The organism is Vulcanococcus limneticus LL (assembly GCF_943369875.1).
Taxonomy (GTDB): Bacteria; Cyanobacteriota; Cyanobacteriia; order PCC-6307; family Cyanobiaceae; genus Vulcanococcus; species Vulcanococcus limneticus_A.
Genome location: NZ_CALROT020000001.1, coordinates 251,808 through 277,421 on the forward strand (window position 1 = coordinate 251,808; position 25,614 = coordinate 277,421).

29 protein-coding genes and 1 tRNA gene are annotated in these 25,614 nt (G+C 73.1%); 16 read left to right on the top strand and 14 right to left on the bottom strand.

Translation table 11 applies throughout. The features are described 5' to 3' along the window. Positions 1-32: 32 nt before the first annotated feature. Positions 33-1,358, bottom strand: a complete 1,326-nt coding sequence (gene aroA / locus ACLV7J_RS01225; protein ID WP_411867312.1) for a 3-phosphoshikimate 1-carboxyvinyltransferase — start codon at positions 1,356-1,358, stop codon at positions 33-35. A gap of 77 nt (positions 1,359-1,435) precedes the next feature. Then, positions 1,436-1,825, bottom strand: coding sequence for a hypothetical protein (locus ACLV7J_RS01230; protein ID WP_411867313.1), 390 nt, complete (start codon positions 1,823-1,825; stop codon positions 1,436-1,438). A gap of 178 nt (positions 1,826-2,003) precedes the next feature. Here ACLV7J_RS01230 and ACLV7J_RS01235 point away from each other — a divergent pair, with 178 nt between their 5' ends. Beyond that, positions 2,004-2,261 carry a Nif11-like leader peptide family natural product precursor gene (locus tag ACLV7J_RS01235; protein WP_255127602.1) on the top strand — a complete coding sequence of 86 codons (258 nt, stop codon included), beginning with the start codon at positions 2,004-2,006 and terminating at the stop codon, positions 2,259-2,261. Between the two features lie 9 nt (positions 2,262-2,270). Here ACLV7J_RS01235 and ACLV7J_RS01240 read toward each other — a convergent pair whose 3' ends face one another. Continuing rightward, complete coding sequence (locus ACLV7J_RS01240; RefSeq protein WP_411867314.1) at positions 2,271-2,816, bottom strand: Rrf2 family transcriptional regulator; 546 nt, start codon at positions 2,814-2,816, stop codon at positions 2,271-2,273. 1 nt (position 2,817) lies between these two features. Then, entirely contained in the window at positions 2,818-4,392 is a 1,575-nt protein-coding gene (locus tag ACLV7J_RS01245; protein WP_411867315.1) for a UbiD family decarboxylase, read from the bottom strand. A 168-nt stretch (positions 4,393-4,560) separates the two neighbouring features. On the opposite strand from ACLV7J_RS01245, the gene ACLV7J_RS01250 reads away from it, so the two are divergent. The 5 genes from ACLV7J_RS01250 (at position 4,561) to sds (ending at position 9,211) form a co-directional block, all read left to right on the top strand. After that, the gene (locus ACLV7J_RS01250) at positions 4,561-5,316 is read left to right on the top strand and encodes a 2-phosphosulfolactate phosphatase family protein (protein ID WP_411867316.1); all 756 of its coding nucleotides are present in this window, start codon (positions 4,561-4,563) and stop codon (positions 5,314-5,316) included. An 87-nt stretch (positions 5,317-5,403) separates the two neighbouring features. Further along, entirely contained in the window at positions 5,404-6,222 is an 819-nt protein-coding gene (locus tag ACLV7J_RS01255) for a carbon-nitrogen hydrolase family protein (RefSeq protein ID WP_411867317.1), read from the top strand. Positions 6,223-6,232: 10 nt separating this feature from the next. Then, on the top strand, positions 6,233-7,321 hold the full coding sequence (locus ACLV7J_RS01260) for an N-acetylmuramoyl-L-alanine amidase (protein WP_411867570.1): 1,089 nt from the start codon (positions 6,233-6,235) through the stop codon (positions 7,319-7,321). After that, positions 7,318-8,217 carry a glutamate racemase gene (gene murI / locus ACLV7J_RS01265; RefSeq protein WP_411867318.1) on the top strand — a complete coding sequence of 300 codons (900 nt, stop codon included), beginning with the start codon at positions 7,318-7,320 and terminating at the stop codon, positions 8,215-8,217. The genes ACLV7J_RS01260 and murI overlap by 4 nt, the downstream gene beginning before the upstream one ends. Positions 8,218-8,239: 22 nt before the next feature. After that, complete coding sequence (gene sds, locus ACLV7J_RS01270; protein ID WP_411867319.1) at positions 8,240-9,211, top strand: solanesyl diphosphate synthase; 972 nt, start codon at positions 8,240-8,242, stop codon at positions 9,209-9,211. Positions 9,212-9,241: 30 nt separating this feature from the next. Here sds and ACLV7J_RS01275 read toward each other — a convergent pair whose 3' ends face one another. Beyond that, positions 9,242-9,916, bottom strand: coding sequence for an HAD family hydrolase (locus ACLV7J_RS01275; protein ID WP_411867320.1), 675 nt, complete (start codon positions 9,914-9,916; stop codon positions 9,242-9,244). Positions 9,917-10,177: 261 nt separating this feature from the next. Between ACLV7J_RS01275 and acs the strand changes: the two genes are divergently transcribed. Continuing rightward, complete coding sequence (gene acs / locus ACLV7J_RS01280; protein WP_411867321.1) at positions 10,178-12,145, top strand: acetate--CoA ligase; 1,968 nt, start codon at positions 10,178-10,180, stop codon at positions 12,143-12,145. Positions 12,146-12,209: 64 nt separating this feature from the next. Here the strand turns inward: acs and ACLV7J_RS01285 are convergent, their stop codons facing one another. Both ACLV7J_RS01285 and ACLV7J_RS01290 read right to left on the bottom strand, forming a co-directional pair. Continuing rightward, entirely contained in the window at positions 12,210-12,956 is a 747-nt protein-coding gene (locus ACLV7J_RS01285; protein ID WP_411867322.1) for a DUF1350 family protein, read from the bottom strand. Beyond that, a complete protein-coding gene (locus ACLV7J_RS01290; RefSeq protein WP_411867323.1) occupies positions 12,953-13,417 on the bottom strand; it encodes a peroxiredoxin in 465 nt (154 codons plus the stop codon). Before ACLV7J_RS01290 ends, ACLV7J_RS01285 begins: the two co-directional genes overlap by 4 nt. Positions 13,418-14,022: 605 nt before the next feature. Between ACLV7J_RS01290 and ACLV7J_RS01295 the strand changes: the two genes are divergently transcribed. Both ACLV7J_RS01295 and ACLV7J_RS01300 read left to right on the top strand, forming a co-directional pair. Continuing rightward, entirely contained in the window at positions 14,023-14,775 is a 753-nt protein-coding gene (locus ACLV7J_RS01295; RefSeq protein WP_411867324.1) for a 3'-5' exonuclease, read from the top strand. A gap of 140 nt (positions 14,776-14,915) precedes the next feature. Continuing rightward, positions 14,916-15,170 (top strand): hypothetical protein, encoded by a 255-nt coding sequence (locus ACLV7J_RS01300; protein WP_255127585.1) that lies wholly within the window; start codon positions 14,916-14,918, stop codon positions 15,168-15,170. Between the two features lie 242 nt (positions 15,171-15,412). Here the strand turns inward: ACLV7J_RS01300 and ACLV7J_RS01305 are convergent. The 7 genes from ACLV7J_RS01305 to ACLV7J_RS01335 form a co-directional block, all read right to left on the bottom strand. Continuing rightward, positions 15,413-15,486 (bottom strand) — tRNA-Pro (locus ACLV7J_RS01305). 15 nt (positions 15,487-15,501) lie between these two features. Next, positions 15,502-15,891 carry a Rho termination factor N-terminal domain-containing protein gene (locus ACLV7J_RS01310; RefSeq protein WP_411867325.1) on the bottom strand — a complete coding sequence of 130 codons (390 nt, stop codon included), beginning with the start codon at positions 15,889-15,891 and terminating at the stop codon, positions 15,502-15,504. Positions 15,892-16,020: 129 nt separating this feature from the next. Further along, entirely contained in the window at positions 16,021-16,179 is a 159-nt protein-coding gene (locus ACLV7J_RS01315) for a hypothetical protein (RefSeq protein WP_255127581.1), read from the bottom strand. A gap of 82 nt (positions 16,180-16,261) precedes the next feature. Further along, on the bottom strand, positions 16,262-16,663 hold the full coding sequence (locus ACLV7J_RS01320; RefSeq protein WP_411867326.1) for a hypothetical protein: 402 nt from the start codon (positions 16,661-16,663) through the stop codon (positions 16,262-16,264). Continuing rightward, positions 16,660-17,409 (bottom strand): peptide-methionine (S)-S-oxide reductase MsrA, encoded by a 750-nt coding sequence (gene msrA / locus ACLV7J_RS01325; protein ID WP_411867571.1) that lies wholly within the window; start codon positions 17,407-17,409, stop codon positions 16,660-16,662. Before msrA ends, ACLV7J_RS01320 begins: the two co-directional genes overlap by 4 nt. 78 nt (positions 17,410-17,487) lie before the next feature. After that, positions 17,488-17,760, bottom strand: coding sequence for a hypothetical protein (locus ACLV7J_RS01330; protein ID WP_411867327.1), 273 nt, complete (start codon positions 17,758-17,760; stop codon positions 17,488-17,490). Positions 17,761-17,829: 69 nt separating this feature from the next. Then, positions 17,830-19,593: an ABC transporter ATP-binding protein gene (locus ACLV7J_RS01335; protein ID WP_411867328.1), complete on the bottom strand. Its 1,764-nt coding sequence runs from the start codon at positions 19,591-19,593 to the stop codon at positions 17,830-17,832. Positions 19,594-19,695: 102 nt separating this feature from the next. Between ACLV7J_RS01335 and ACLV7J_RS01340 the strand changes: the two genes are divergently transcribed. The 7 genes from ACLV7J_RS01340 to ACLV7J_RS01370 all read left to right on the top strand — a co-directional run bounded on the left by ACLV7J_RS01340 (position 19,696) and on the right by ACLV7J_RS01370 (position 25,567). Further along, on the top strand, positions 19,696-20,010 hold the full coding sequence (locus ACLV7J_RS01340; protein ID WP_411867329.1) for a DUF3288 family protein: 315 nt from the start codon (positions 19,696-19,698) through the stop codon (positions 20,008-20,010). A gap of 72 nt (positions 20,011-20,082) precedes the next feature. Continuing rightward, positions 20,083-21,114, top strand: a complete 1,032-nt coding sequence (gene trpD, locus ACLV7J_RS01345; RefSeq protein ID WP_411867330.1) for an anthranilate phosphoribosyltransferase — start codon at positions 20,083-20,085, stop codon at positions 21,112-21,114. A gap of 64 nt (positions 21,115-21,178) precedes the next feature. Next, on the top strand, positions 21,179-22,366 hold the full coding sequence (gene carA / locus ACLV7J_RS01350) for a glutamine-hydrolyzing carbamoyl-phosphate synthase small subunit (protein ID WP_411867331.1): 1,188 nt from the start codon (positions 21,179-21,181) through the stop codon (positions 22,364-22,366). A 149-nt stretch (positions 22,367-22,515) separates the two neighbouring features. Beyond that, the gene (locus ACLV7J_RS01355) at positions 22,516-22,863 is read left to right on the top strand and encodes an STAS domain-containing protein (RefSeq protein WP_094589460.1); all 348 of its coding nucleotides are present in this window, start codon (positions 22,516-22,518) and stop codon (positions 22,861-22,863) included. A 55-nt stretch (positions 22,864-22,918) separates the two neighbouring features. Next, positions 22,919-23,269: a ribonuclease III domain-containing protein gene (locus ACLV7J_RS01360; RefSeq protein ID WP_411867572.1), complete on the top strand. Its 351-nt coding sequence runs from the start codon at positions 22,919-22,921 to the stop codon at positions 23,267-23,269. 20 nt (positions 23,270-23,289) lie between these two features. Next, positions 23,290-25,263, top strand: a complete 1,974-nt coding sequence (rlmB, locus tag ACLV7J_RS01365; protein WP_411867573.1) for a 23S rRNA (guanosine(2251)-2'-O)-methyltransferase RlmB — start codon at positions 23,290-23,292, stop codon at positions 25,261-25,263. Positions 25,264-25,321: 58 nt separating this feature from the next. Continuing rightward, positions 25,322-25,567: a DUF1816 domain-containing protein gene (locus tag ACLV7J_RS01370; RefSeq protein WP_411867332.1), complete on the top strand. Its 246-nt coding sequence runs from the start codon at positions 25,322-25,324 to the stop codon at positions 25,565-25,567. Positions 25,568-25,614: the final 47 nt, after the last annotated feature.

Sequence of the window (25,614 nt, forward strand, 5' to 3'; positions counted from 1 at the left end):
ATCTCGGAGGTGGGGCGCCGGCGTGGGCCCCCTCAGGCCCGCAGGCGCTGAAGGTCATCCCAGAAGGTCGGGTACGACACGGCCGCCGCCTCGGGGCGATGCAGCCGGGTGCTGCCGCTGGCGACCAGGGCCGCCACCGCCAGGCTCATGGCCACGCGGTGGTCGGTCTCGCTGTCCACCTCGGCGCCGTGCAGCGCCGTCTCCCCCTGGATCGTGAGGCCGTCGGCGTGCTCCTCGATGCGGGCGCCCATGGCCCCCAGCTGGCGGGCCATCACCGCCAGCCGGTCGGTCTCCTTCACCCGCAGCTCGGCGGCCCCGGTGACGCGGCTGACCCCCTCGGCGCAGCAGGCGGCCACCGCCAGCACGGGGATCTCATCCACCAGCCGGGGGATCAGCTCCTCGCCGATCGTGAAGGCCTGCAGCGGACCGTGGCTCACCTGCAGGTCGCCCACGGGCTCGCCCGCCACATCGCGGGCGTTGAGCACCGTGATGCGGGCGCCCATCTGCTCCAGCACCTCGAGGATGCCGGTGCGGCTGGGGTTGAGGCCCACGTTCTGCACCGTCAGTTCGGCGCCGGGGGTGATGGCGCCGGCCACCAGCCAGAAGGCGGCGGAGCTGATGTCGCCGGGCACGATCACGTCCTGGCCCCGCAGCACGGCCCCCGGGGTGACGGTGACCTCGGTGTGGCCCGGGCCCCCCACCACCAGGTCGGCCCCGAAGGCCCGCAGCATCCGCTCGCTGTGGTCGCGGCTCTGGACCGGCTCGATCACGGTGGTGGGGCCGTCGGCGGTGAGGCCCGCCAGCAGGATGGCGCTCTTGACCTGGGCCGAGGCCACGGGCGTGCGCACCGTGGCGCCCTGCAGCCGGCGGCCCTGGATCGCCAGCGGGGCCAGGTTGCCGCCGTCGCGCCCGGCGATCGTGGCGCCCATCTCCGCCAGGGGTCCGCCGACCCGGCGCATCGGCCGGCGCCGCAGCGAGGCGTCGCCGTTGAGCACGAAGTGGCGGCCGGCGCGGCCCGCCAGCAGGCCCAGCATCAGCCGCATGGTGGTGCCGGAGTTGCCGCAGTCGAGCACGTCCTCCGGCTCCCGGAAGCCATCGAGGCCCACGCCCTGCACCGTCACTGGCTGCCCCGCCTCGATCGGCGAGACGGCCACCCCCATGGCCCGCAGGCAGGCGGCGGTGCTGAGGGGATCCTCGGCCGGCAGCAGCCCCTCGATGCGAGTGTTGCCCTCGGCGATGGCGCCGAACAGCAGCGCCCGGTGCGAGATCGACTTGTCGCCCGGCACCGTGACCGTGCCCCGCAGGCTGCCGCCTCCCGGCAGGGTCAGCAGGCTGGCGTCAGCGGCGGGATGGGCCAAGGCGGGAGGGGGGATCCGGTGCGGGGATCCTATGGAGCGCCCCGGGCGGGGGCTTGGCTTGCCCCCCGCACGGCCCCTCAGCCCAGGGACTGGAAGTGCAGGGGACCCCGGGGCTCCATCCCCAGGCTCCAGAGGCCGCCCGCTAGGGCCCGCAGCCCCTCCAGCAGGGTGGCGGTGTCGCCCGTGGCGATCCAGCGGGCCTTGAGGGCCGGCACCTGCTCCTGCAGCGCCTCGATCGGCACGGTGAGCAGCAGCAGGCTCCGCTCGCCCGCCGCCTGGCGCAGGGGCGCCGTGGCGCTGCGCTGCCACACCCGTAGCAGCAGCTCCAGGGCCTGGGCCCGGCCCGCCTCCCCGGGATCGCCCTCGGGCGGTAAGGGCTCCCGCAGCGACAGGCCCTGCAGCGGCATGGCCCGTTGGCCGTCCTGCTCCAGCAGGGCCAGCACGATCAGGTAGGGGGCGTCAGCCATGGCACAGCGCAGCGGAGGCCAGGGACAGCGGACCCCCGGGCCCCAATCCTGCGCCATGGTCCGCGGGCGCCTCGCCCGCCGCGTTCTGGCGCCCGGCCACCAGGCCATGCGCTGCTGCCTCCCCTGGTGGCGCCGCCCCGCCGGCGCCGCTACCACGAGGACGCCCCTCCGCCCTTCCATGGCCCACCAGCTTGAGGCCGTCTTCGCGTTCCTGGGCCTGATCCAGGGCGATGCCGACCTGCGCGCCCGCCTCAATGAGGTCTGCACCGCCGACGAGGTGGAGGCGATCGCCGCCGAGCGGGGCTACAGCGTGCCGGCGGCCACGCTGCTGGAGCTGTTCGAGCGCTGCAACGAGGCGCCGATCGCCCGCAGCGGCCTGATGGACGAGAAGCTGATCCGCGTGTGGCTGCGGCGCCAGAGCCTGGTCGGGGGATGACGGCCTGGCTCAGCCGAGCATCAGGCCGCCCTCATTGCTGAGGGTTTCGCGCCAGCTGCGCAGGTCGTAGAGCAGCTCCTCCAGGCTGAGGGCGGCCAGTTCCCGCTCCAGGGCGCGCTGCAGCCGGCTCTCCAGGGCTAGCAGCACCTGGGCTTCGGGATCGCTGGCGGGAGGGCCGGCGTCTGGGCCGATCTCGGATGGCGCGATGGCTGGGGCGCCAGCGTGGGAGGCAAAGGCTTCTGGTGCAACCGCGCCTGCTGCAGCGGCAGCGGTCCGGGAACCCCGCCCCCCCAGGTCGGGCATCGCCCCCACGGCCGCCAGCAGCTCCGCCACCGGGATCTCCCGCGCCGGCCGGCGCAGCCGGTAGCCCCCGAGGCGCCCGCGCCGGGCCTCCACCAGCTGGGCCCGCCGCAGTTGCAGCAGCAGCTGTTCGAGCATCGGGGCCGGCAGGTCCTGGGCGGAGGCGATGGCGGCCACCGAGCGCCACTGGCGCGGATCCCCCGCCGCCAGCTCCAGGGCGGCCCGCAGCGCCTGCACCCCGCTCCGGCGCAGCATCTCAGCGCTGGGCCCGCTCGCCCGCCAGCCGCTCCAGCACGTGCTCCAGGGTGTAGCCGAACAGGGCAGGATCGGGGGCGGCATCGCCCAGGTCGGCCAGGCCCAGCTCGGCCCAGCGGGCATCGAGGCGGGCCTCCAGCTCGGCGGGCCGTTGCAGGGCCTCGCCCCACTCGTGGCGCTTCTCCGGGCCCACCTTGGTGGTGGCGTCGATCGCCAGCCGGCCCCCCAGCCCCAGGCGCTCGCTGGCGAAATCCAGGGTGTCGAAGGGGGTGTTCTCCAGCACGAACAGATCCCGCTGGGGATCCACCAGGGCGCTGATGGCCCAGATCACCTGGCGCGGGTCGCGGATGTTGATGGTCTTGTCGACCACCACCACGAACTTGGTGTAGGTGAACTGGGGCAGGGCGCTCCAGAAGGCCATGGCCGCCCGCTTGGCCTGGCCCGGGTAGGCCTTGTCGATGGCGATCACGGCCAGCTTGTAGCTCAGGCCCTCCATCGGCAGGAAGAAGTCCACGATCTCCGGGATCTGCTGGCGCAGGATCGGCGTGTAGATCCGGTTCAGGGCAATCGCCAGCATCGCGTCCTCCTTTGGGGGCCGGCCGCTGAAGGTGGTGAAGTAGATCGGATCGCGCCGCTGGGTGACGCATTGGAAGCGCACCAGCGGTGAATCCTCCACGCCGCCGTAGAAGCCCATGTGGTCGCCGAAGGGGCCGTCAGCCAGCTCCTCGCCGGGGGTGATCGTGCCTTCGAGCACCACTTCGCTGTGGCTGGGCACCTCCAGGTTCACGGTCTTGCACTTGGCCAGCCGTACGCCTTCACCGGCGTAGAGGCCGGCGAACAGCCACTCGCTCAGCTGCACCGGGATCGGCGTGGCGGCGGCCATCACCAGCAGCGGGTGCACGCCGATGGCGATGGCGATCTCCAGCTTCTTGCCCATCGCCGCCGCCTTGCGCAGGTGGCGGGCACCGCCGCGCACGCTCAGCCAGTGCACGGTCATCGTGTTGAGGCTCTGCTGCTGCAGCCGGTACACCCCCACGTTCGGCGTGCCGGTTTCCGGGTCCTTGGTGATCACCAGCCCCAGGGTGATGATCCGGCCGCCATCACCCGGCCAGGGCCGCAGCAGCGGCAGGGCATCGAGGTTCACCGCCTCGCCCTTGAACACCTGCTGGTGGCAGGGGGGCGTGAGATCCAGATCCGGCCGGGCCTTCAGCACATCCCAGAGCACCCCGCCGAAGCGGGCGGCCTCCTTGAGCCCCTTGGGGGGCCGCGGCTGCTGCAGCAGCGCCAGCCGTTCCCCGAGGGCCTCGAGCTCCTCGGGCCGCTCCATGCCCATGCTCCACAGCACCCGCTCCTGGGTGCCGAGCAGGTTCACCGCCACCGGCATCGAACTGCCGATCACGTTCTCGAACAGCAGCGCCGGCCCCCCCAGGCTCAGCACCCGATCGGCGATCGCCGCCAGTTCCAGATCGGGATCCACCGGGGCGGTGATGCGCCGCAGCCGGCCCCGCTGCTCCAGCAGCTCCAGAAAGCCGCGCAGATCCCGGCGGCTGCGCTGGCTGATCAGGGGCGCTGCCATGGGCTGGCCGGGGCGGGGGAGGGGATCCGGCCACTGTGACGCAGGCGGGTGGGCGCCTGCGGGCGGGCCAGCCGTGCCCGCGGCTCGCCCCGGGAGCGAGCGGCCCAGGGCGCAGCCCGCCGCCGGCGCGGCTGCCTACGGTGGCCACCCATCCCCCTGGCGGCGGCCGTGCAGATCTCCTATTTCCACACCTCCGAAGCCGTTCCGGCGGTGCGTCCGGTGGCCGAGGGCGGCCCGGATGCCGCGGTGGTGATCGACGTGCTGCGGGCCACCACCACCATCGCCTGGTCGCTCCGCAATGGCGCCGAGGCCATCCAGGCCTTCGCCGACCTCGGCGAGCTCGAGGCGGCCGCGGCCGCCTGGCCCGCCGAGCGGCGCCTGCGGGCCGGCGAGCGGGGCGGCAAGCGCGTCGAGGGCTACGAGCTGGGCAATTCGCCCCTGGCCGTGACGCCGGAGCTGGTGGGGGGCAAGCGCATCTTCATGAGCACCACCAACGGCACCCGCTCCCTGGCGGCGGTGCGCGCCGTGCCGCTGCTGCTCACCGCCTGCCTGCCCAACCGCACCGCCGTGGCCCAGCGGCTGATCGCCGCCGGCGCCCAACGGGTGTGGATCGTGGGCAGCGGCTGGGAGGGCGACTACTCCCTGGAGGACACCCTGGCCGCGGGCGCTGTGATCTCGGCCGCCACCGAGCTGGCGGTGGCGCCCCACGTGGGCGTGGGCACCGGCAACGACGAGGCCCTGGCGGCCCTGGCCCTGTGGCAGCAGTGGCGCCATGAGCCCGAGACCTGCCTGCGGGCCGCCAGCCACGGCCAGCGCCTGATTGGCCTCGGCAACCACGACGCCGACTTCGCCTGCTGCGCCGCCGTGGACAGCCTGCAGGTGGTGCCGACCCAGACCAGCCCGGGCGTGCTCCAGCTGGTCTGAGGGCAGCCGGCGCCTGCGGCGGCCCCGGCTGCCGGGGGTTGGCCGCGGCGGCTCAACTACAGTGCCGCCGACAGCGAGACTCCAGCGGTGACAAGCTTTCTGGCGGCAGCCCTGCAGCTCACGAGCACGCCGGATCCCGAGGCCAACTTCGCCGCCGCCGAGGAGCAGATCGAGCTGGCCGCCCGCCGCGGCGCCGAGCTGGTGGGCCTGCCCGAGAACTTCGCCTTCATGGGCGACGATGAGCGCCGGCTGGAGCTGGCCCCGGCCCTGGCGGAGCGCTGCAGCCGCTTCCTCGTGACCATGGCGCGGCGCTACCAGGTGACCCTGCTGGGCGGCGGCTTCCCGGTGCCCGCCGGCGAGCGGCTCACCCTCAACCGCTCCGAGCTGGTGGGCAAGGACGGCCAGCTGCTGGCCCGCTACGACAAGATCCACCTCTTCGATGTGGACCTGCCCGACGGCAACACCTACCGCGAGTCGGCCACGGTGCAGCCGGGCAGTGAGCTGCCCCCCGTGGTGGAGGTGCCGGGCCTCTGCCGCGTGGGCCTGTCCATCTGTTACGACGTGCGCTTTCCTGAGCTCTACCGCCACCTGGCCGGCGCCGGCGCCGACGTGCTGATGATCCCTGCCGCCTTCACCGCCTTCACCGGCAAGGACCACTGGCAGGTGCTGCTCCAGGCCCGCGCGATCGAGAACACCGCCTACGTGGTGGCCCCCGCCCAGACCGGCAACCACGGCGGCCGCCGCCAGACCCACGGCCATGCCCTTGTGATCGACCCCTGGGGCACGGTGCTGGCCGATGCCGGGGTGGCCCCTGGGCTGGCGGTGGCGCCGATCGATCCGGGGCACCGCGAGCGGGTGCGGGCCCAGATGCCCAGCCTCCAGCATCGCCGTCCCGCCCTGTTCTGAGCCGGTGAGCGTGCGCGGCCGATCCCTGCTGGCGGCGGGTCTCCCCCTGGTGGCGGGCCTGGCCACGCTGCTCTCGGCCCTGCCGGCCTGGGCGGGCAGTGCCCTGGGCGCCTGGCGCATCAGCCGCGAGGGCCAGCTGGAGCTGCGCACCTCCCCCGACATTCAGATCCAGGCTTTCTACGAGGCGGGCCGCGGTCGCTCCGGTCCGCGCATCTGGGTGGATCTGCCCGGCGCGCCGCTCCGCACCCGCACCATCCAGGGGGCCGGCCTGGTGCGCCAGGTGCGCATCGGCAAGCCCACCCCCAACGAGACCCGGCTGGTGCTGGAGTTCCAGCCCGGCACGCCGATCAACCCGGCGGACCTGCGCCTGGTGGGCACCGCCCGGGACCGCTGGCGCATGGATCTCAAGGCCCTGGGGGCCGGCCTGGTGCCCCTGGGGGAAGGGGATGTGGAGGCCCCGAGCGCGCCCACCTGGCGCCAGGGCCCGCCGGCCACCGCCTTCGTGCCCCGCGGCTCGGTCAACGCCGGCAGCCTGCCCCAGGTGCCCCGGGGCCGCTTCAAGGTGGTGATCGATCCGGGCCATGGCGGTCCCGATCCCGGCGCCGTGGGCATCGGCGGCCTGCGCGAGACCGATGTGGTGCTGGATGTGAGCCTGCAGGTGGCCCAGCTGCTCCAGGCCCGTGGCGTGCAGGTGCTGCTGACCCGCACCTCCGAGGTGGATGTGGACCTGCCGCCGCGGGTGGCCCTGGCCAACAACAGCGGCGCCGATGTGTTCCTGAGCATCCACGCCAATGCCCTGAGCATGGCCCGCCCGGATGTGAACGGCATCGAGACCTTCTTTTTCCAGAGTTCCCTCTCCCGCGCCCTGGCCCAGGCCGTGCAGGAGCAGATGCTGTCCATCTCGCCGGGCACCCCCGATCGCGGCGTGCGGCCGGGCCGCTTCTTCGTGATCCGCCGCACCGTGATGCCTTCAGCCCTGGTGGAGATGGGCTTCGTGACCGGTGAGATCGACGCCCCCCGCCTGGCCGATGCCGGTTTCCGCCGCCGCATGGCCGTGGCGATCGCCACCGGGCTGCTCAACCACCTCGGCGGCCGATGAGCCGCCCTGGGCCCCTCGAGCTGGCGGAACGGCGGCCCGGGGCCCCGATCGGCATCTTCGATTCCGGGGTGGGCGGGCTGAGCGTGTGGCGGGAGCTGGTGGCCCAGCTGCCCGGCGAATCCACGGTCTATGTGGCGGACCGGGCCCATGTGCCCTACGGCAACCGCACCAGCGCCGAGATCCGCCGCTTCTGTGAGGCCATCGCCGACTTCCTGGTGGCCGAGGGCTGCAAGGCGATCGTGGTGGCCTGCAACACCGCCTCGGCCGTGGCCCTGCACGGCCTGCGCGAGCGCTTCCCCGGCGTGCCGATCCTGGGCCTGGAGCCGGCGGTGAAGCCGGCGGTGTCGCTCACCCGCTCCGGGGTGGTGGGGGTGATGGCCACGCCGGCCACCTTCCAGGGCCGCCTCTACCGGGCCACCGTGGGTCGCCACGCCGCCGATGTGCAGGTGGTGGAGCAGGTGTGCATCGGCCTGGCGGACCTGGTGGAGCGGGGTGAGCTGGAGGGGCCGGACTGCGAGGCGCTGCTGCAGGGCTTCGTGGGGCCAATGCTCGCCGCCGGTGCCGACACGATCGTGCTGGGCTGCACCCATTACCCCTTTGTGATCGAGGCGATCCGCCGCCTGGTGGGACCGTCCCTGGCGGTGGTGGATCCGGCCCCGGCCGTGGCGCGCCACCTGGGCCAGGTGCTGCGGCACGGCGCCCTGGAGGCCCCGGCCGATGGCCCGCCGCCGCGCCACCGCTTCTTCACCAGTGCCGAGCCCGCCTGCTTCGATCGCGCCGCCGGCCGCCTGCTGGGGCTCCACACCAGCAGTGAGGGGCTGCTGTGGGGCGATTCGGAGCGCGAGGTCCTGGTCCGGGCGGCCCAGCACTCCCGGCCAGCCGCGGGTGCCTTCTAGGATCGGCCCACCGCAGGGGGTCATGGCAACGGTCGCAGAGCTGCTTCAGCCCGTCGAGGCCGACCTGGAGGCCCTGCTCAGCGATCTGCGCAGCCTGATCGGCGCAGGTCACCCGATCCTGCAGGCCGCCGCCGAGCACCTGTTCAGCGCCGGTGGCAAGCGCCTGCGCCCCGGCATCGTGCTGCTGATCTCCCGGGCCCTCTCGCCCGATGGTGAGCTCAGCGCCCGCCACCGGCGCCTGGCGGAGATCACCGAGATGATCCACACCGCCTCCCTCGTCCACGACGACGTGGTGGATGAGGCCTCCACCCGCCGTGGCGTGGACACGGTGCACAGCCGCTTCAACCACCGGGTGGCGGTGCTGGCGGGCGATTTCCTGTTCGCCCAGGCCAGCTGGCACCTGGCCAACCTCGACGACCTCGAGGTGGTGAAGCTGCTCAGCCGCGTGATCATGGACCTGGCCGATGGCGAGGTGCGCCAGGGCCTGTTCCGCTACGACACCGGCCAGAGCTTCGAGACCTACCTCGAGAAGAGCTACTGCAAGACGGCCTCGCTGATCGCCAACAGCGCCCGCGCCGCCGGCGTGCTCAGCGGCCTGGGCGAACCCCAGCTCGATGCGCTCTACCGCTTCGGCCGCCAGCTGGGCCTGGCTTTCCAGGTGGTGGACGACATCCTCGACTTCACCGGCAGCGACCAGCAGCTGGGCAAGCCCGCCGCCAGTGATCTGGCCAGCGGCTACCTCACCGCCCCCGCCCTCTACGCCCTGCAGGAACGCCCCGCCCTGGCGGGCCTGATCGAGCGCGAGTTCAGCCAGGAGGGCGATCTGGAGCAGGCCCTGGAGCTGGTGCGGGGCAGTGATGCCATCCCCCGCTCGCGGGTGCTGGCCGAGGGCTTCGCCAACGAGGCCCGCGAGGCCCTCACCTGGCTGCCCGCCTCCGAGAGCCGCAGTGCCCTGCTGGCCCTGCCGGAGTTCGTTCTCAGCCGGCTGTACTGAGGTCGCGGTTCACAACACCAGAGTCGCGGTTCACAGCAGCAGTTCCCGCAGCGAGTCCAGCCAGCGCACCCCCCCGGGATAGGCCGCCGGATCGCCGCCCTCGGGGAGCAGCACATGCACCCGGCAGCCGGCCGCCTCGGCCGCCCTGGCGCCAGCGGGCGAGTCCTCGAAGGCCCAGCAGCTGCTTGGCTCCTGGCCCAGCCGCGCCGCCGCCAGCAGGAACACATCCGGCGCCGGCTTGCCCTCCCGCAGCTCCGGATCGTCGCCATGGACGCGGACCGTGATCAGCTCCAGCCAGGGGTGGGGCGCGGCCTTGAGGGCCACGGCGGCCCGGGAACTGCTGGTGGCCAGGGCCATCGGGATCGCCAGCTCGGCGCAGCGCCGCACCAGCTCGGGCGCGCCCGCCATCGGCTGGGCGTGCACCAGCAGGGCCTCGGCGATCGGCTGGCGCACCGCCAGCAGGGCCTCCACACTCGGCGGATCGCTATGGGCTGCGCCGGATTCAGGGTCCACGGCCCCGGCGATCCAGCCGCGCACCTGCTCGGCGCAGTCGAGGCGGCGGCGACCCCGCAGCTGCATCAGCTCGGCCGCGTTGAGCTGGCGGCCGAAGTGGGCGGCGGCTTCGCGCCAGGCCCGGGCGTGCAGCGGCTCGGTGTCGAGCAGCAGGCCATCGAGATCGAACAGGCAGGCGGCGGGTCGGGCCATCGGACCATCCTGGGCCAGCGGGGGTACGGCACGGCAACGCCAGGGTCAGCGGGGGTAGGCCCGGCAGCTCGCGGGTCGGCGCCGGCCACGGCACGGCAGCGGCCGACTCTGCCCACGTCACTATCGCGATGCTGTTGACCTGGGTCGCCCCGGTCGGCGGCCCCTCGCCGCGGCGCGGCGACCCCGGCCCGTTACAGCGCAGTGTCCGGGGCCCGTTTCTCGCTTGAATGGCAGCTCGCCGACCCCCGCGCCCCCGTCGCCATGAGTGATGCCACCATCGAATCGGTGCTGCAGGAGCAGCGGGTGTTCCAGCCCCCGGCGGCGCTGGCGGCCTCGGCTCGCATCGGCTCCCTGGAGGCCTACCGCGCCCTGGTGGCCCAGGCCGACGCCGACCCCGACGGCTTCTGGGGTGAGCAGGCCCGCCAGCACCTGCACTGGTTCGAGCCGTTCCACACGGTGCTCGACTGGAGCAACCCGCCCTTTGCCCGGTGGTTTGAGGGCGGCCGCACCAACCTCTCCTACAACTGCCTGGATCGCCACCTGGACGGCCCGCGTGCCGACAAGACCGCGCTGATCTGGGAGGGTGAGCCCGGCGATGTGCGCCGCTTCACCTACCGCGAGCTGCACGCCGAGGTGGCCAAGGCCGCCAACGCCCTCAAGGCCCTGGGCCTCAGCAAGGGCGACCTGGTGGCCCTCTACATGCCGATGGTGCCCGAGGCCGCCATCGCCATGCTGGCCTGTGCCCGCATCGGCGCCGTGCATTCGGTGGTGTTCGGTGGCTTCTCCGCCGACGCCCTGCGCGATCGCCTGATCGACGGCCAGGCCAAGGCGGTGATCACCGCCGATGGCGGCTTCCGCAAGGACAAGGCCGTCTCGCTCAAGCCCGCGGTGGATGAGGCCCTCGCCGATGGCGCCGCCCCCAGCGTGGAGCACGTGCTGGTGGTGCGCCGCACCGGCCAGGAGGTGGGCTTCGAGGCCGGTCGCGATCACTGGTGGCATGAGCTGGTGGAGGGCCAGAGCGCCGACTGCCCCGCCGAGCCCATGGAGAGCGAAGACCGGCTGTTCGTGCTCTACACCTCCGGCTCCACCGGCAAGCCCAAGGGGGTCGTGCACACCACCGCCGGCTACAACCTCTGGGCCCATCTCACCTTCCAGTGGATCTTCGACATCCGCGAGGACGACATCCACTGGTGCACCGCCGACGTGGGCTGGATCACCGGCCACAGCTACATCGTGTATGGCCCGCTCTCCAACGGCGCCACCACGGTGATGTACGAGGGGGCGCCGCGCCCCTCCAAGCCCGGGGCCTTCTGGGAGGTGATCCAGAAGCACGCCGTCACGATCTTCTACACCGCCCCCACGGCGATCCGCGCCTTCATGAAGAGCGGCCGCGAGGTGCCCGACCAGTACGACATGGGCAGCCTGCGGATCCTCGGCACCGTGGGCGAGCCGATCAACCCGGAAGCCTGGATCTGGTACCAGCAGGTGATCGGCCATGGCCGCTGCCCGGTGGTGGACACCTGGTGGCAGACCGAGACCGGCGGCGTGATGATCAGCCCCCTGCCCGGCGCCACCCCCACCAAGCCGGGCTCCTGCACCCTGCCCCTGCCGGGCATCGTCGCCGACATCGTGGATCACAACGGCGCCTCCCAGGCGGCGGACCAGGGGGGCTACCTGGCGATCCGGCGCCCCTGGCCCGGGATGATGCGCACCGTCCACGGCGACCCTGACCGCTTCCGCCGCAGCTACTGGGAGGAGATCCGCCCCGCCGACGGCAGCTACCTCTACTTCGCCGGCGATGGCGCCCGCCGCGACGGCGACGGCTACTTCTGGGTGATGGGCCGGGTGGATGACGTGATCAACGTGAGCGGCCACCGCCTGGGCACGATGGAGATCGAGAGCGCCCTGGTGAGCCATCCGGCCGTGGCCGAAGCCGCTGTGGTGGGCCGCCCCGATGAGCTCAAGGGCGAGGGGGTGGTGGCCTTCGTGACGTTGGAGGTCGGCCGCACGGGCGATGACGCCCTGGTGGCGGAGCTTCGCACCCACGTGGGCAAGGAGATCGGACCGATCGCCAAGCCCGATCAGATCCGCTTCACCGATTCCCTGCCCAAGACCCGCAGCGGCAAGATCATGCGCCGCATCCTGCGCTCCCTGGCCTCCGGCCAGGAGGTGAGCGGCGACACCTCCACCCTGGAGGACCGCTCGGTGCTGGACGCCCTGCGGGTCTGACGGCGCCCAGCACGGGCCCCGCGGCGAGGCCGAATCCAACAGGCACATCCCCCGCCGGCGGGGCTCAGGTCCCGCCGGCGTGCCAGCGCTGGATGCCCTCGGCCAGGGCGTCGATCTCCCGCTGGCGCTGGGGATCGTCGGCCCAGCTGCCCAGCAGGTTCTGGCGCAGGCCGGCGCTGGCCGGGGTGAGGTGATCTCCCGGCCGCTCCACCAGCAGGGAGCGGTCGCCGCTGCGGGCCTGCAGCACCGCCAGCAGCCGCTGGCTCTGGTCGAGGCCGTCGGCCTTGAAGCGCACCAGCAGGTTGTGGGGCTGGCGGTAGTGGGCCCCCACCAGCCGCAGGGTCTCCTCCGGGGAGGGGCTGAACTCGCTGCTGATCCCCAGCCGGGGCCCCAGCTCCGCCAGCAGCGGCACGGAGCGCTCGGCGGAGAAGTTGTTGAAGCTCAGGGCCACCAGGCCGCTGCAGCCCCGGCCGTTGTCCGGGGCCAGCAGGTGCAGCTTGCAGCCCAGGCTGTGGCCCAGCCGCAGGATGCCGCCGGGTAGCTCCAGGGGCTGGCGCTCGCGGGCCTGGCGGAAGGCCCGCCAGGCCTCATTGGCCTGGGCCTGGTGGTCGAAGCCCGGCACATAGCTCCAGGCCCGCACCATCAGCCCCTGGCGGGCCAGGGCCTCCAGCAGGCGCCGGTAGCTGAGCTGGGGCGTTGCGGCCAGGTAGCTGCCGCCGATGAACTCCACCAGGGCGCTGGGCCGGGGCGGCGTCAGCACCCAGAGGCTGCCCTGCTGGCGCCAGCTGCCCGCCTGGGGGCTGGCGGTCATGCGCTCTGCAGGGCCTCCAGGGCCCGACGGGCCTCGGCCACGTGGGCCGGCGCGTTGAGCAGGTCGTTGAAGACGTGGCGGATCACCCCCGCGCCGTCGATCACGTAGGTGACCCGGCCGGGCAGCACCAGCAGGCTGTTGGGAACCCCGAAGGCCTGGCGCAGGCGGTTGCCCCCGTCGGCCAGCAGGGGGAAGGTCAGGCCGTGGCGCTCGGCGAAGCGCCGGTGGCTGGCGGCATCGTCGCCGCTGATGCCCCACACCTCGGCACCGAGGGCCGTGAGGGCGGCGTGGTTGTCGCGGAAGGTGCAGGCCTCGATGGTGCAGCCGGGGGTGTCGTCCTTCGGGTAGAAGAACAGCACCAGCGGGCGGCCCCCCAGCTGATCGCTGCGCCGCTCGATGCCGTCCTGGTCGCCCAGGGCGATCAGGGGAGCGCGATCGCCGACGCCAAGGGCCTTCGCCACGGGGAGCTTCTGGAGTGGGGCCAGCCTAGGCAGCGGCTTGCCTGGCCTGGGATCATGGCGCGATTCAGGACAGGGCCATGGCGAGCGCGGGGGACCAGCAGCCGGAGCGGCAGGCGAGCCCCGCCCCGGCCGATCCAGGCCTTTCCGAGCAGGGCCCGGCGGTGTGGGAGCAGACCGACCTGCTGTCCCTGGTGGCGACCCTGGAACGGGCCGCACCGGTGGAGCCGACCACCCGGGTGGAGCAGGTTCTCCCCCCGGAGCGGACCACGTCCTCGGAGCGAGCCACTCCCTCGGAGCCGGCCACCCCTGCGGAGCCGGCCCTCCCTCAGGAGCCCGCTGAGCCTGCCGCTGGGCTGCCCGACCACCAGGCCTCCGGCGAGGCCGCCGCTGGCCAAACCGAGACCCCGGCCCCAGAGGATCACTCGGACACGGGCGAAGCCAAGCGGGTCCAGACCGCGCCAGCGGCGGCGGCGTCACCGGCTCCGGGGCCAGGTCCTGAGCCACAGGACCTTGCCTCGGCGCCACCCGCCCCAGCGCCCGAGTCCCAGACCGCATCATCAGCCGCACCCCCAGCCGCGGCGCCGGCGCCGCCTGCGGCGGAGCCCGTGCAGCTCCCCTCGTTCGTGGCCGGCGGCGGCCAGCCCCGCTGCCCCCAGCGCCTGCTGATCCTCGACACCGAGACCACCGGCCTGGATCCCGAGCAGCACAGCTGCATCGAGCTCGGCGCCGTGCTGTTCGACGTGCCTCACCGGGCCGTGCTGAACCAGGTGTCGTTCCTGATCCCCTGCCAGAGCAACCCCGCCGAGGCGGTGAACGGCATCCCGGCCGCCGTGAGCCGGCTGCCCCAGCCCTGGCGCTCGGGCCTGGCCTGCTTCGAGGCGATGCTGGAGGCCGCCGACGTGGTGCTCGCCCACAACGCGGCCTTCGATCGCCAGTGGTTCGGCCGGGGCGAGCTGCCCGAGATCCACAAGCCCTGGCTCTGCAGCATGGAGGACCTGCGCTGGCCGGCCGAGCGCAACCTGCGGGCCACCCCCTCGGTGCGGGATCTGGCCCTGGCCTATGGCGTGCCGGTCTGGGCCGCCCACCGCGCCCTCACCGACTGCATCTACCTGGCCCAGGTGTTCGAGCGCTGCGCCGAGCTGGAGGGGCTGCTGCAGGCGGGCCTGGAGCCCCGCCAGCTCTACCGGGCCCGCCTCTCCTACGAGGAGCGCCACAGGGCCCGCGAGGCGGGCTTCCGCTGGAACGAGCCCGTCAGCGGCGCCTGGAGCCGCCGGCTCTCGGAGCGGGAGGCGGCCCTGCTGCCCTTCCCGGTGGTGCCCGTGGAGCCCCAGGGGGCCGGACGGCGCCGCTCCGCCTGAGGCCGCCCACTCGCCGGCTGCCTTCCGGCGGCGTCAGCTGGCCGCTCAGCTTCGATTCTCTTCGGCAATCCGAAGCTGATCGGCCGCTTTGGCCCGCTCCGCTCCCATGAGGGCCAAGCTGGACGCATCACGCCGTGGCGATGGTGAGGCGGTCCCCCTCCCACTGGTTTCACCGGGGCACGCGCCTGCGGGAGCAGGTGCGGCGCTGGCAGGACACCCGCACCTGGGCGCGCCTGATCCGTGAGGCCGAAGCCCTCTGGCATGTGGACGTGCGGGACCTGCGGCGCCTCGGCGCCATGGAGCTGGGCCAGCTGCTGGAGGAGGTGCCGCCCGAGCTGCGGCCCCGGGTCAACCGCTGGCTCGCCTGCTACGGCGTGAGCACCCGCCTCACCTGAATCCGGCTGCCATCCGCGGCCCAGACGATCCCGTCAGGCCAGCACGTTCGCCGACACTTCAGGCGACCCAGTCAGATCATTCGGTCAGCGCCGCAGAAGAACAGCCTGTCCGCAAGACCTGCGCACAACCAACGGCGCAACAAAACCGCCCAGAAATAACGCCCACAAAAAAACCGCCTGGGGAAGGCGGTTGAGAAGTTGTCATCTCATGGATGAGCTGATCGATGGGCCGGTGATTGCAATCGGAGCGACAGGATTTGAACCTGCGACCCCCACTACCCCAAAGTGGTGCGCTACCAAGCTGCGCTACGCCCCGGCGAGAAAGAAGTTATCACAGCGGCTTTCGGCCCCTGGCCTGGATCCGGCGCAGGAGCCGGGCGGTGAGCTGCTCGCGATCCAGGCGCCCGTAGCCGCGCAGCTGCCACGCGCCCGCCAGCTGGCGCAGCTCCGCCAGGGTCATCGAGGCCAGGCGCAGTTCCGGGATCCGCCGCCAGGCTCCCGAGGCCACCGGCAGCTCACTGCCGACACGCCCCTCGCGCAGGCCCGCCAGGGCCCCGCCGGCCATCCACTCCGGCACCAGCACGAACAGCACGGCCAGCAGGCCATAGAGCTCCACCAGGCCCCGCGGCAGGGGATGGAGCCGCCGCGGCTCCGCCAGGGCCGCTGGGGGCTCCATCGCCGGCTCCGGCGACTCGCTGCCCGGCAGCTCCCCGCTCGGCATCTCAGCGCTCGGCAACTCAGTGCTTGGCAACGCAGTGCGATCCACGGCAGCAGTCAGGGGACCCGGCGGAGCAGGCCGCACGGTCGGCATTGTCCCCCAGATCCGGCCCGCCCCCGGTTCGAGCTGGCCTCAGATCAGCCCCCGCTGGGCTGCGGGCGGCTGTTGACGCCACAGCATCGGCGCCTCCTGGGCGGGCTGCAGGCGCACGAACCAGAACACCAGGGCGAACACCAGCCCCAGGGTCGCCACCAGGCCCACGATCACGGTGCGGTCGGGAAGGGGAGTCATGACAGGGGCTTCGGGGCAGGGCGGGCTCGGAGGGGGTGCCGTGCGGGGGCGAGGGCGGCGGCGCAGCGGTCTGGGCCTGACCTCAGACCTGCTCGGTGCGCAGGCACTGGATCCGCTGGGGCAGCCGCTCCACGGTGAGCTCATCACCCTGCAGGATCAGGCGCAGGTCGTCGCCGCGGTAGCGCAGGCCGGGCTCATCGGAGGCCTCCCGGAACAGGGTGGTGCGAAAGCCGCCGCTGATCAGCGAGGCCTGGGCGTCGTTGCGCTCCACCACCACCGCCCCCTGGCCGCCGCAGAGGAAGCGCTCCTTGATGGCGTAGTCCTCCCACCAGGGGGAGCTCATGGCACGGGCCGCGGGTGCCAGGGCTGGATTCAGCCCGGCACCAGCCGTGGCGAGCGCGGCGGCCAGGGCGGCGCCGCGTCGGCGTGCTCGGGCCGCCGGCCGCCCGCAGCCCCCGAGGCCGGTTCGGGCGCGACGGGTCATGGCTGGATCGGGGCCAACTGGATCGGGGCGTTGTCACCGCGCAGCACGCAGTGGCTGATCGACCAGTCGTAGTGATCCCACACCTGGGCGGGGAGCTTGAAGGCGGCACCGGGGAAGTCATCCAGGTGCAGGCCACTGGGCTGGGCCGAGCAGTAGGGGCGGCTGCCGGGGCGGGCCAGGTACTGCTGGTGGTGGGCCTCGGCGAAGAAGAAGGGCTGGCCGCTGGTGATCTCGGTGGTGATGCGTCCCCGGCCGGCGCCGTCCAGCAGCTGCTGGTAGCGGTCGCGGCTGGCCTCGGCGAGGGCCAGCTGAGCGGGGCTGTCCACGTAGACGGCCGAGCGGTACTGGGTGCCCGTGTCGTTGCCCTGGGCCATGCCGGCGGTGGGGTCGTGGCACTCCCAGAACAGCTTGAGCAGGTCGCTGAAGTCGATGGCGTTCACATCCCACACCACGCGCACCACCTCGGTGTGGCCGGTGCGGCCCGAACACACCTCCTCATAGGTGGGGTTGGGGGTGAAGCCGCCGGCGTAGCCCACGGCGGTGCTCACCACGCCGGGCAGTCGCCAGAAGCCCTTCTCGGCGCCCCAGAAGCAGCCGCAGCCGAACAGGGCCTCGGCCTGGCTGGTGCTGAGGGGTGCCTTGAGCGCCGTGCCCAGCACCACATGGCGATCGGCCGTGGGGATGGGACCGGGGCGCCCCTTCAGGGCGGCGTCGGGGGCCACCAGGGAAGTCTTGCTGCCACCCATGCTGCTGAAGAGTCCGAACACCGTTGCCGCTGGCTGTCGGGGCCCCGCCGCTGAGCCGGGCCCGCTGGGACCGCGAGCCTAGGCAGTCCGGCCGCCGTCGGCGGGCTCCAGGGCGATGTGGTTGAGCAGGGTGGTGGTGAAGGCGAACAGCAGGAAGGGCAGCGAGAGCACCAGGATCAGGCCCACGCCCACCAGGGCGAAGATCGGCTTGCTGGCCCCCATCAGCGCCAGGCCGGCGGCCAGGCTCACGAAGATCACCAGCATCCAGATCAGGATCTGGCCGTAGATATCCCCGAAGGTGAGGGTGCAGCGGAGGTTGTAGGGCTGCCCGTCGGGACTCCCGGTGGCCATGGCGGCGGCGCGTGCGATGGCCTCAGCTAAGCCGCGCCGCCGCCGCTTGTCTGCCGGCCTCAACAAGAGTTACGGGATTGCTTCCAGCTGCTCGGCCGCCTGCTCGCGCTCCCACAGGCGCCGGTAGGTGCCGGGCTCGCGCACCAGCAGGTCGTGGTGGCCCTGCTGCACCAGGCGGCCGTCGTCGAGCACCAGGATCCGGTCGCAGGCGGCGGCGGCCGAGAGCTGGTGGCTGATCATCAGGATCGTGCGGTTGCTCTGGTCGCGCACCGAGCGCAGGATCGCCGCTGCGGTGTTGTTGTCCACGCTGGCCAGGGCGTCGTCGAGCACCAGCAGCGGTGCCTCCACCAGCAGGGCCCGGCCCAGGGCGGTGCGCTGGCGCTGGCCGCCGCTCAGGGTGATGCCCCGCTCCCCCACCAGGGTGCCGTAGCCGTCGGGGAAGCCCTTGATGTCGGCCTCGAGCCGGGCCTGGATCGCCGCCTGTTCCACCCGCTGCTGATCGGCCCCGGGTTCGCCGTAGCGCAGGTTGTCGGCCAGGCTGGCGGTGAACAGGTAGCCCTCCTGGGGCACCAGCGCCACCTGGCGGCGCAGGTCGTCGAGGTCCAGGGCGGTGATGTCGACCCCGTCGAGGAAGAGTTCGCCGCCGGGCACCTCCACCATGCGGCCGATGGCGCGGGCCAGGGTGGTCTTGCCGCAGCCCACCGGCCCCACCACCGCCACCAGTTCGCCCGGCTCCAGCCGGAAGCTCACGTCGCTGAGGGACTCGCGGTCGGCGCCGTCGTAGCGGACGCTCAGGTTGCGGGCCTCCAGGGCCGCCGCGCCGGCCTGGCCGGGGCCGCGGGCCGGGGCCACGGGCACCGCGGGGGAGGTGATGCGCGGCCGGCGGCCCAGCAGCTCCTCCACCCGCTCCAGGCTCACCTGGCCGGTCTGGAAGGTGTTGAGGGTGAAGCCGAGCAGGGCGGTGGGGAACACCAGCCGCTCCACGAACAGGATCAGGGCCACCAGGTCGCCGATCGTGAGCCGGCCGCTCTCCAGCTGGCCGCTGCCGAGGGCCAGCAGCAGCAGCAGGCTGATGGAGGCGATGCCCTCCAGCATCGGGAACAGCGTGCTGCGGGTGCGGGCCAGCTCCAGGGCCTCGTCGCGGTAGCGGCGGTTGCGCTGGGCAAAGGCCTGGCGCTCGGTGGCCTCCTGGCCGTAGATCTTGATGGCGCTGATGCCGGAGAGGTCCTCCTGGATCAGGTCGCTCAGCTCGGCCAGCGACTCCTGCTGCCGGCGCTGCTGCTTCATCATGCGGCCGCCGAACAGGCGCACCGTCATCAGCATCAGCGGGTAGAGCCCCACCGCCGCCAGGCTGAGCAGCGGGTCGATCGCCAGCATCGCCGGCAGGGTGAGGGCGTAGGCGAGGGCCGTGTTGGTCAGGCTGAGCACGGCGAAGCCCAGCAGCCGCCGCACGTTCTCCACGTCGCTGGTGGCACGGCTGATCACCTCGCCGCTGCCGGTGGTCTGCACCCAGCCGGGCTCCTGGCGGAGCATGTGGTCGAAGATCTGCTGCTTGAGCGAGGCCTCCACCTGCCGGCCCACGCCGAACACCAGCATCCGCGACCAGAGCCGGATGCCGCCCATCAGGGTGGCCAGGACCACGATCAGGCCGGCCTGGCGCAGCACCTGGGCCAGCTCGAAGCCCGGCTTGAGCTCATCCACCACGCCGCGCACCAGCAGCGGGATCGAGACGCTCAGCAGGTTCACCGCCACCAGGGCGACCACGCCCAGCAGCACCGTGCGCCGGTAGGGCCGCAGATAGCGCCGGATCAGGCCGAGGCGCAGGGTCGCCATCAGGGCGCCATTCCATTCAGGGTGCCGCCAACCTAGACAGCACCTTGGCCGGGCCGGATCCACTGCCCGCTGCCCACTGCCCGCTGCCCCCGCGAAGCCCCCATGTCCGAGTCGCTCCAGGCCCATCCGCTGTATGCCACCGACCGGGAGCTGGTGGATCAGCTGCTGGCCGTGGAGCAGCCCGCCGACGGTCACCTGGTGGATCTGGCCCGCCTGCTGCAGCGCTACGACGGCTTCCCCGGCGCCCAGGATCTGCAGGACGACCTGGCCAAGACCCTGCGGCTCTGGGGGCTGGACCTCGCGGGCCTGCACCAGCGCACCCGGGCGATCTGGGCGGCCGGGTATCGGCCTGGCCAGGCGGCCGCCGCCCAGGCCGTCGGTTCCGGCTTCGACACCGCCGATCAGGACAGCCCCTGAACGCTTGGGGGTTGTGGCCCGTTGTCTGTTTAATGGCGGCCTGATCTCCGGCCCCCGCGGCCCGTCGTATCCATGGCCGCTGCCACCGCCTGGCCGCCCCTGCTGGAGCAGCTGCTGAATGGCACCTCCCTCAGCGCCGAGCAGGCCACCGCCCTGATGGAGGGCTGGCTGGCCGAGACGATCGATCCGGTGCTCACCGGCGCCCTGCTGGCGGCCCTGCGGGCCAAGGGACCCACCGGTGAGGAGCTGGCCGCCATGGCCGCCGTGCTGCGCCAGGCCTGCGCGCTGCCGGGGGAGCGGCCGGCCCTGGCCCTGGTGGATACCTGCGGCACCGGCGGCGATGGCGCCGACACCTTCAACATCTCCACCGCCGTGGCCTTCACCGCCGCCGCCTGCGGCGTGGCGGTGGCCAAGCATGGCAACCGCAGCGCCAGCGGTCGCGTGGGCTCCGCCGACGTGCTGGAGGCCCTGGGGCTGAACCTCCAGGCCGACCCGGCCCGGGTGGTGGCGGCCCTGCCCAGCAGCGGCGTGACCTTCCTGTTCGCCCCCGGCTGGCATCCGGCCCTGGTGGGCCTGGCGCCGCTGCGGCGCGCCCTGGGGGTGCGCACGGTGTTCAACCTGCTGGGACCCCTGGTGAATCCCCTGCGGCCCGAGGCCCAGGTGCTCGGCGTCGGCCGGGCCCACCTGCTTGAGCCGATGGCGGAGGCCCTGGCGCGGCTCGGCCTGGAGCGGGCGGTGGTGGTCCACGGCGATGGCGGCCTCGATGAGGCTGCGCTCTCGGGCCCCAGCGAGCTGCGGCTGGTGGAGCACGGCCAGGTGCGGGCGGAGCAGCTCGATCCCGCCGCCCTGGGGCTGGAGGCCGCTCCTCTCTCGGCCCTGGCCGGTGGAGCCGACGTGGCGGCCAATGCCGCGATCCTTGAGGCGGTGCTGCAGGGCCGGGGCACGGCGGCCCAGCGGGATGTGGTGGCCCTCAACACGGCCCTGGTGCTCTGGGCCGCCGGCCACACCGCCCAGGTGGCCGAGGGGCTGGAGCCGGCCCGCCAGGCCCTGGCCACGGGCACGGCCTGGCAGCGCCTGGAGGCCCTGCGGGCGGCCCTGGCCTGAGCGGGCCCCCTCGGGTTGCAGGGCCCCGACCGGGCCGCGCCGGGTGCTGCGGGATGATGCGTCCATGACGACTGCACCCTCCCCGGCGACGGCCCCCGCCAGTGCCGACCCGTCCCAGGCTCCGCGCCGCCCCGCCCTGCTGGTGCTGGCCGATGGCCTGGTGCTGCGCGGCGAGGCCTTCGGGGCCAGCGGCACCGCCATCGGTGAGGTGGTGTTCAACACCGGCATGACCGGCTACCAGGAGGTGATGACCGACCCGAGCTACTCGGGCCAGCTGGTCACCTTCACCTACCCCGAACTGGGCAACACCGGCGTCAACGGCGCCGACCAGGAGGCCGACGCCCCCCACGTGCGCGGCGTGATCGCCCGCCAGCTGGCCCCGACGGCCAGCAGCTGGCGCAGCGAGGAGAGCCTGGAGGCCTGGCTGGTGCGTCACGGCGTGGTGGGCATCAGCGGCATCGACACCCGCGCCCTGGTGCGCCACCTGCGCGAAGGCGGCGCCATCAACGGCGCCATCAGCACCGATGGCCGCGCCCCCGGGCAGCTGCTGGAGCAGGTGCGCTCGGCCCCGTCAATGGCGGGCCTGAACCTGGCCGAACGGGTCACCACCCGCGAGCCCTACGACTGGTCGGCCCTCTGCCCGGCGGTGTTTGACCAGCGCCGCCAGCCCAGCCCGGCCACCCCCTACCGGGTGGTAGCGATCGACTTCGGCATCAAGCGCGCCATCCTCGAGCGCCTGGCGGCCCACGGCTGCGCCGTGACCGTGCTGCCCGCCAGCGCCACCCTGGAGCAGGTGCTGGCGCTGCAGCCCGAGGGCGTGTTCCTCTCCAACGGCCCCGGCGACCCGGCCGCCGTGACCAGCGGCATCGCCCTGGCCCAGGGGCTGGTGCAGCAGCCCGATCTGCCCGTGTTCGGCATCTGCCTGGGCCACCAGATCCTGGGCCTGGCCCTGGGCGGCAGCACCTACAAGCTCGGCTACGGCCACCGGGGCCTCAACCACCCCTGCGGCAGCACCGGCCTGGTGGAGATCACCAGCCAGAACCACGGCTTCGCCCTTGATGCCGATTCCCTGCCGGCCGACCAGGTGGAGGTGACCCACTTCAACCTCAACGACCGCACCGTGGCGGCCCTGGCCCACCGCAGTCAGCCGCTGTTCGGGGTCCAGTACCACCCGGAGGCCAGCCCCGGACCCCACGACGCCGACCACCACTTCGCGCGCTTCGTGGCGCTGATGGCCAGCCGCCGCGGCTGAGGGGACCGCTGCTTCCTCACTGCGCCGCGTCACCCCGCCGCATCACGCTCCCGCATCACTTTTGTTGCGGAGCGGTCCCTGGCGACGGCGCTCCCTACACTTCGTGCGCTTGACGTTCGAGGAGCGGACCAATCACTGATCTGCAGCGCTTGACGGTGTCGCTTCGCGGCGGCTATCAGCAGCAGGGCAACTGCCTGCTGTTCAGCTTCACCGGTCAGCTGGATGCCTACTCGGAGAAGCAGTTCCTCAGCTTCATCACCGACCATCGCACCAGCACGCCGCAGCCGCTGGTGATTGATCTGAGCCGGATCGACTTCATCGATTCCTCGGGCCTCGGCGCCCTGGTGCAGCTCGCCAAGCAGTGCAACGAGCAGGGCGTGCAGTTCCTGGTGGTGGGCAATGCCCGCGTGGTGCAGACCGTGAAGCTGGTGCGCCTGGAGCAGTTCCTCCACCTCCAGCCCGACCTCGACACCGCCCTTGGCTCCCTCGCCGCCTGAGCCGGCGGCGGCCTCCTGGCTGGCGGGCCTGACCCCGCCGCCCCTCGGCCCGGAGCTGGGCCCCCTGCAGCTGGCCTGGCTCGGCGATGCCGTGTGGGAGCTGCACCAGCGCCTGCGCCGTTGCCGCCAGCCTGGCCGCAGCGCCGATCTGCACCGGGCCGTGGTGGCCGACGTGCGCGCCGATGCCCAGGCCGCCGCCCTTGAGCGTCTGGAGCCGCTGCTGAGCGCCACGGAACTGGAGTGGGTGCGGCGGGGCCGCAACCGAGCCGGCCGCGGGCCGCGCCGTGGCGAGGCCGGTGTTTATGGCCGGGCCACGGGATTTGAGACAATGATTGGCTGGCTCTTTCTGCAGGATCCGAATCGGCTCGCGCAGCTGCTGGATCAACTCGAGGAGACGGACCCATAAACCCTTTGACTGACAGAGATATGAGCCCTCGATTTGATCGCCGCGACCAGGGACAGGGATCGGGGGCCGGTGGCGATGCCCGTGGTGGTTACGGATCTGGCGGCGGCTATGGCGCCGGTGCCGGGCGCGGCGGCAAGGGCGGTCGCCCGGGCCGTCCGGCCTTCGGCGGCGGTGCGGGCAGCCGTGGTGGAGGCGGTGGCGCCCGCTTCGGCGGCGCCGGCCGCACTGGCGGCTCCCGGCCCTTTGCCCCCCGCGGCGAGTGGCGACCCGAGGGCGGTGAGCGGCCTGGTCGCCCCGAGGGCGATCGACCCTCCCGCGGCCCCCGTCCCGAGGGCTCCCGCCCCCCGGGTCGCCGCTTCGATGGCCCCGCCGGTGGCTACGGCTCTGAGGCCCGCCCGGGCGCCGGCCGCAAGCCCTTCGGCCGTCGTCCGGACGACCGTCGCCCTGGGGGCGAGCGTCCCAGCGGCGGCCGCTTCGAGGGTGCCCGCCCCGACGGGAACCGGTTTGAAGGCAAGCGCGGCGAGGGCGACCGCTTCGAGGGCAAGCGTTCCGACGGTCCGCGCTTCGGCGCCGGACGGCCCGAGGGCAGGCGCTTCGAGGCTGGCTCTGGCCGCTTCGAGCGCGGTAGCCGGCCAGCCGGTGGCCGCTTCGGTGGCCCCCGCCCCGAGGGCGGTTCCTTCCAGCGCAGTTCCTTCAAACCCGCCCGACCGCCGGGCCGCCCCGTGTTCGGCGCCCGCCCGGACCGCGGCCAGCCCGACGTCGCCGTGGCGGTGCCGGTGGGTGAATCCGAGCGCTTCAACGCCGGCCCCGCCGACGACCTGATCTGGGGGCGCCATGCCGCCCAGGCCGCCCTGGAGAGCGATCGGCCCATCCACCGCATCTGGTGCACCGCCGAGATGCGCTTCCAGCCCCGCTTCATGCAGCTGCTGCGCGAGGCCAAGGCCAGCGGCGTTCTGGTGGAGGAGGTCACCTGGGCACGCCTGGGTCAGCTCACCGACGGTGCCGTGCACCAGGGGATCGTGCTGCAGGCCGCTGCCGCCGACACCCTCGATCTGGGCAGCCTGATCGACGGCTGCAAGGGCCTCGGCGAGCCGCCGCTGCTGATGGCCCTCGACGGCATCACCGACCCCCACAACCTGGGGGCGATCGTGCGCAGCGCTGAGGCCCTCGGCGCCCACGGCCTGGTGCTGCCCCAGCGCCGTAGCGCCGGCCTCACCGGCTCGGTGGCCAAGGTGGCCGCCGGCGCCCTGGAGCACCTGCCCGTGGCCCGGGTGGTGAATCTCAACCGCTCCCTGGAGACCCTCAAAGAGGAGGGCTACCGCGTGATCGGCCTGGCCGGCGAGGGCGCCATTGCCCTCAGTGAGGCCGATCTCGACGGTCCGCTGGTGATCGTGACCGGATCGGAGGGCGACGGCCTCTCGATGCTCACCCGCAAGCACTGCGACCAGCTGGTGCGGATCCCGCTGCGGGGCGCCACCCCCAGCCTCAACGCCTCCGTGGCCACGGCGATGGTGCTCTACGAGGTGGCCCGCCGCGGCTGGATGAAGAACATCACCGGCTCCTCCCCGGCCCCGCGCATCGTGCGGCCCCAGCTGCCCACCAAGGCCCCGGCCGCCCCGGCTGCTGCTGTGGAGCTGGAGTCTGAGGAGGACACCACCGTCCTGGCGGTTGACGATGCCGCGCTGGAGCAGGAGCTGCCCGAAGTTCAGCCCGCCGCCGTCGACGACGCTCCCGCCCCGGTCGAAACGGCTCCCCTCGCCGAGGCCACCGAGCCCGCCGTCGCCACGGCTCCCGTCGCCACGGTTGCCGAGACCACGGCTCCCGAGGCCACGGTTCCCGACGTCACGGCCCCCGCTGCTGAGCCTGTGCCCGCCTCGGAGCCTGCTTCCGCCGCCACACCCGCACCCGCTTCAGCCCCCCAGGCCGCTGCGGACCTCAGCCTCGGCCTGAACCCGGCGCTGGCCTCGGGCTTCTCGACAGACATCCAACTCTGACGAGCGCGGGCATACGGCCCCAGCCCTGGGCACAATGGGTCCATCTCCACCAGCCCTGATGACTTCGCTGCTCTGGCCCCTCCGGAGTCTTGCCAACGGCCTGGGGCTGGCCTGGTGGGCCCGGATCGAGACCCGCGATCCGGATGTGACCTATTGGTTCGGCCCCTACGTGCGCCGCGACCAGCTCGAGCAGGCCCTGCCGGCCTTCCTCGCGGACCTGCGCAGCGAGGCCCCGGGCTCGCTGCAGCACGAGGTGCTGCGCACCCGCCGCGGCGAGCCGCTCACCATCCCCGCCCAGTCCTGACCCCGGGCCGGCCAGGGCTGACTGATAGCGTCGGGCCCAGCAAGAGC

Coding starts and splice junctions, on each gene's coding strand:
- trpD (WP_411867330.1), top strand. CDS start 20,083: ATGGCCGCTGCCACCGCCTGGCCGCCCCTGCTGGAGCAGCTGCTGAAT.
- ACLV7J_RS01245 (WP_411867315.1), bottom strand. CDS start 4,392: ATGGCAGCGCCCCTGATCAGCCAGCGCAGCCGCCGGGATCTGCGCGGC.
- murI (WP_411867318.1), top strand. CDS start 7,318: ATGAGCCGCCCTGGGCCCCTCGAGCTGGCGGAACGGCGGCCCGGGGCC.
- ACLV7J_RS01235 (WP_255127602.1), top strand. CDS start 2,004: ATGGCCCACCAGCTTGAGGCCGTCTTCGCGTTCCTGGGCCTGATCCAG.
- ACLV7J_RS01285 (WP_411867322.1), bottom strand. CDS start 12,956: ATGACCGCCAGCCCCCAGGCGGGCAGCTGGCGCCAGCAGGGCAGCCTC.
- ACLV7J_RS01340 (WP_411867329.1), top strand. CDS start 19,696: ATGTCCGAGTCGCTCCAGGCCCATCCGCTGTATGCCACCGACCGGGAG.
- ACLV7J_RS01320 (WP_411867326.1), bottom strand. CDS start 16,663: ATGACCCGTCGCGCCCGAACCGGCCTCGGGGGCTGCGGGCGGCCGGCG.
- msrA (WP_411867571.1), bottom strand. CDS start 17,409: ATGGGTGGCAGCAAGACTTCCCTGGTGGCCCCCGACGCCGCCCTGAAG.
- ACLV7J_RS01330 (WP_411867327.1), bottom strand. CDS start 17,760: ATGGCCACCGGGAGTCCCGACGGGCAGCCCTACAACCTCCGCTGCACC.
- rlmB (WP_411867573.1), top strand. CDS start 23,290: ATGAGCCCTCGATTTGATCGCCGCGACCAGGGACAGGGATCGGGGGCC.
- ACLV7J_RS01335 (WP_411867328.1), bottom strand. CDS start 19,593: ATGGCGACCCTGCGCCTCGGCCTGATCCGGCGCTATCTGCGGCCCTAC.
- ACLV7J_RS01240 (WP_411867314.1), bottom strand. CDS start 2,816: ATGCTGCGCCGGAGCGGGGTGCAGGCGCTGCGGGCCGCCCTGGAGCTG.
- sds (WP_411867319.1), top strand. CDS start 8,240: ATGGCAACGGTCGCAGAGCTGCTTCAGCCCGTCGAGGCCGACCTGGAG.
- carA (WP_411867331.1), top strand. CDS start 21,179: ATGACGACTGCACCCTCCCCGGCGACGGCCCCCGCCAGTGCCGACCCG.
- ACLV7J_RS01230 (WP_411867313.1), bottom strand. CDS start 1,825: ATGGCTGACGCCCCCTACCTGATCGTGCTGGCCCTGCTGGAGCAGGAC.
- ACLV7J_RS01300 (WP_255127585.1), top strand. CDS start 14,916: ATGGTGAGGCGGTCCCCCTCCCACTGGTTTCACCGGGGCACGCGCCTG.
- ACLV7J_RS01310 (WP_411867325.1), bottom strand. CDS start 15,891: ATGCCGAGCGGGGAGCTGCCGGGCAGCGAGTCGCCGGAGCCGGCGATG.
- ACLV7J_RS01275 (WP_411867320.1), bottom strand. CDS start 9,916: ATGGCCCGACCCGCCGCCTGCCTGTTCGATCTCGATGGCCTGCTGCTC.
- ACLV7J_RS01370 (WP_411867332.1), top strand. CDS start 25,322: ATGACTTCGCTGCTCTGGCCCCTCCGGAGTCTTGCCAACGGCCTGGGG.
- acs (WP_411867321.1), top strand. CDS start 10,178: ATGAGTGATGCCACCATCGAATCGGTGCTGCAGGAGCAGCGGGTGTTC.
- ACLV7J_RS01315 (WP_255127581.1), bottom strand. CDS start 16,179: ATGACTCCCCTTCCCGACCGCACCGTGATCGTGGGCCTGGTGGCGACC.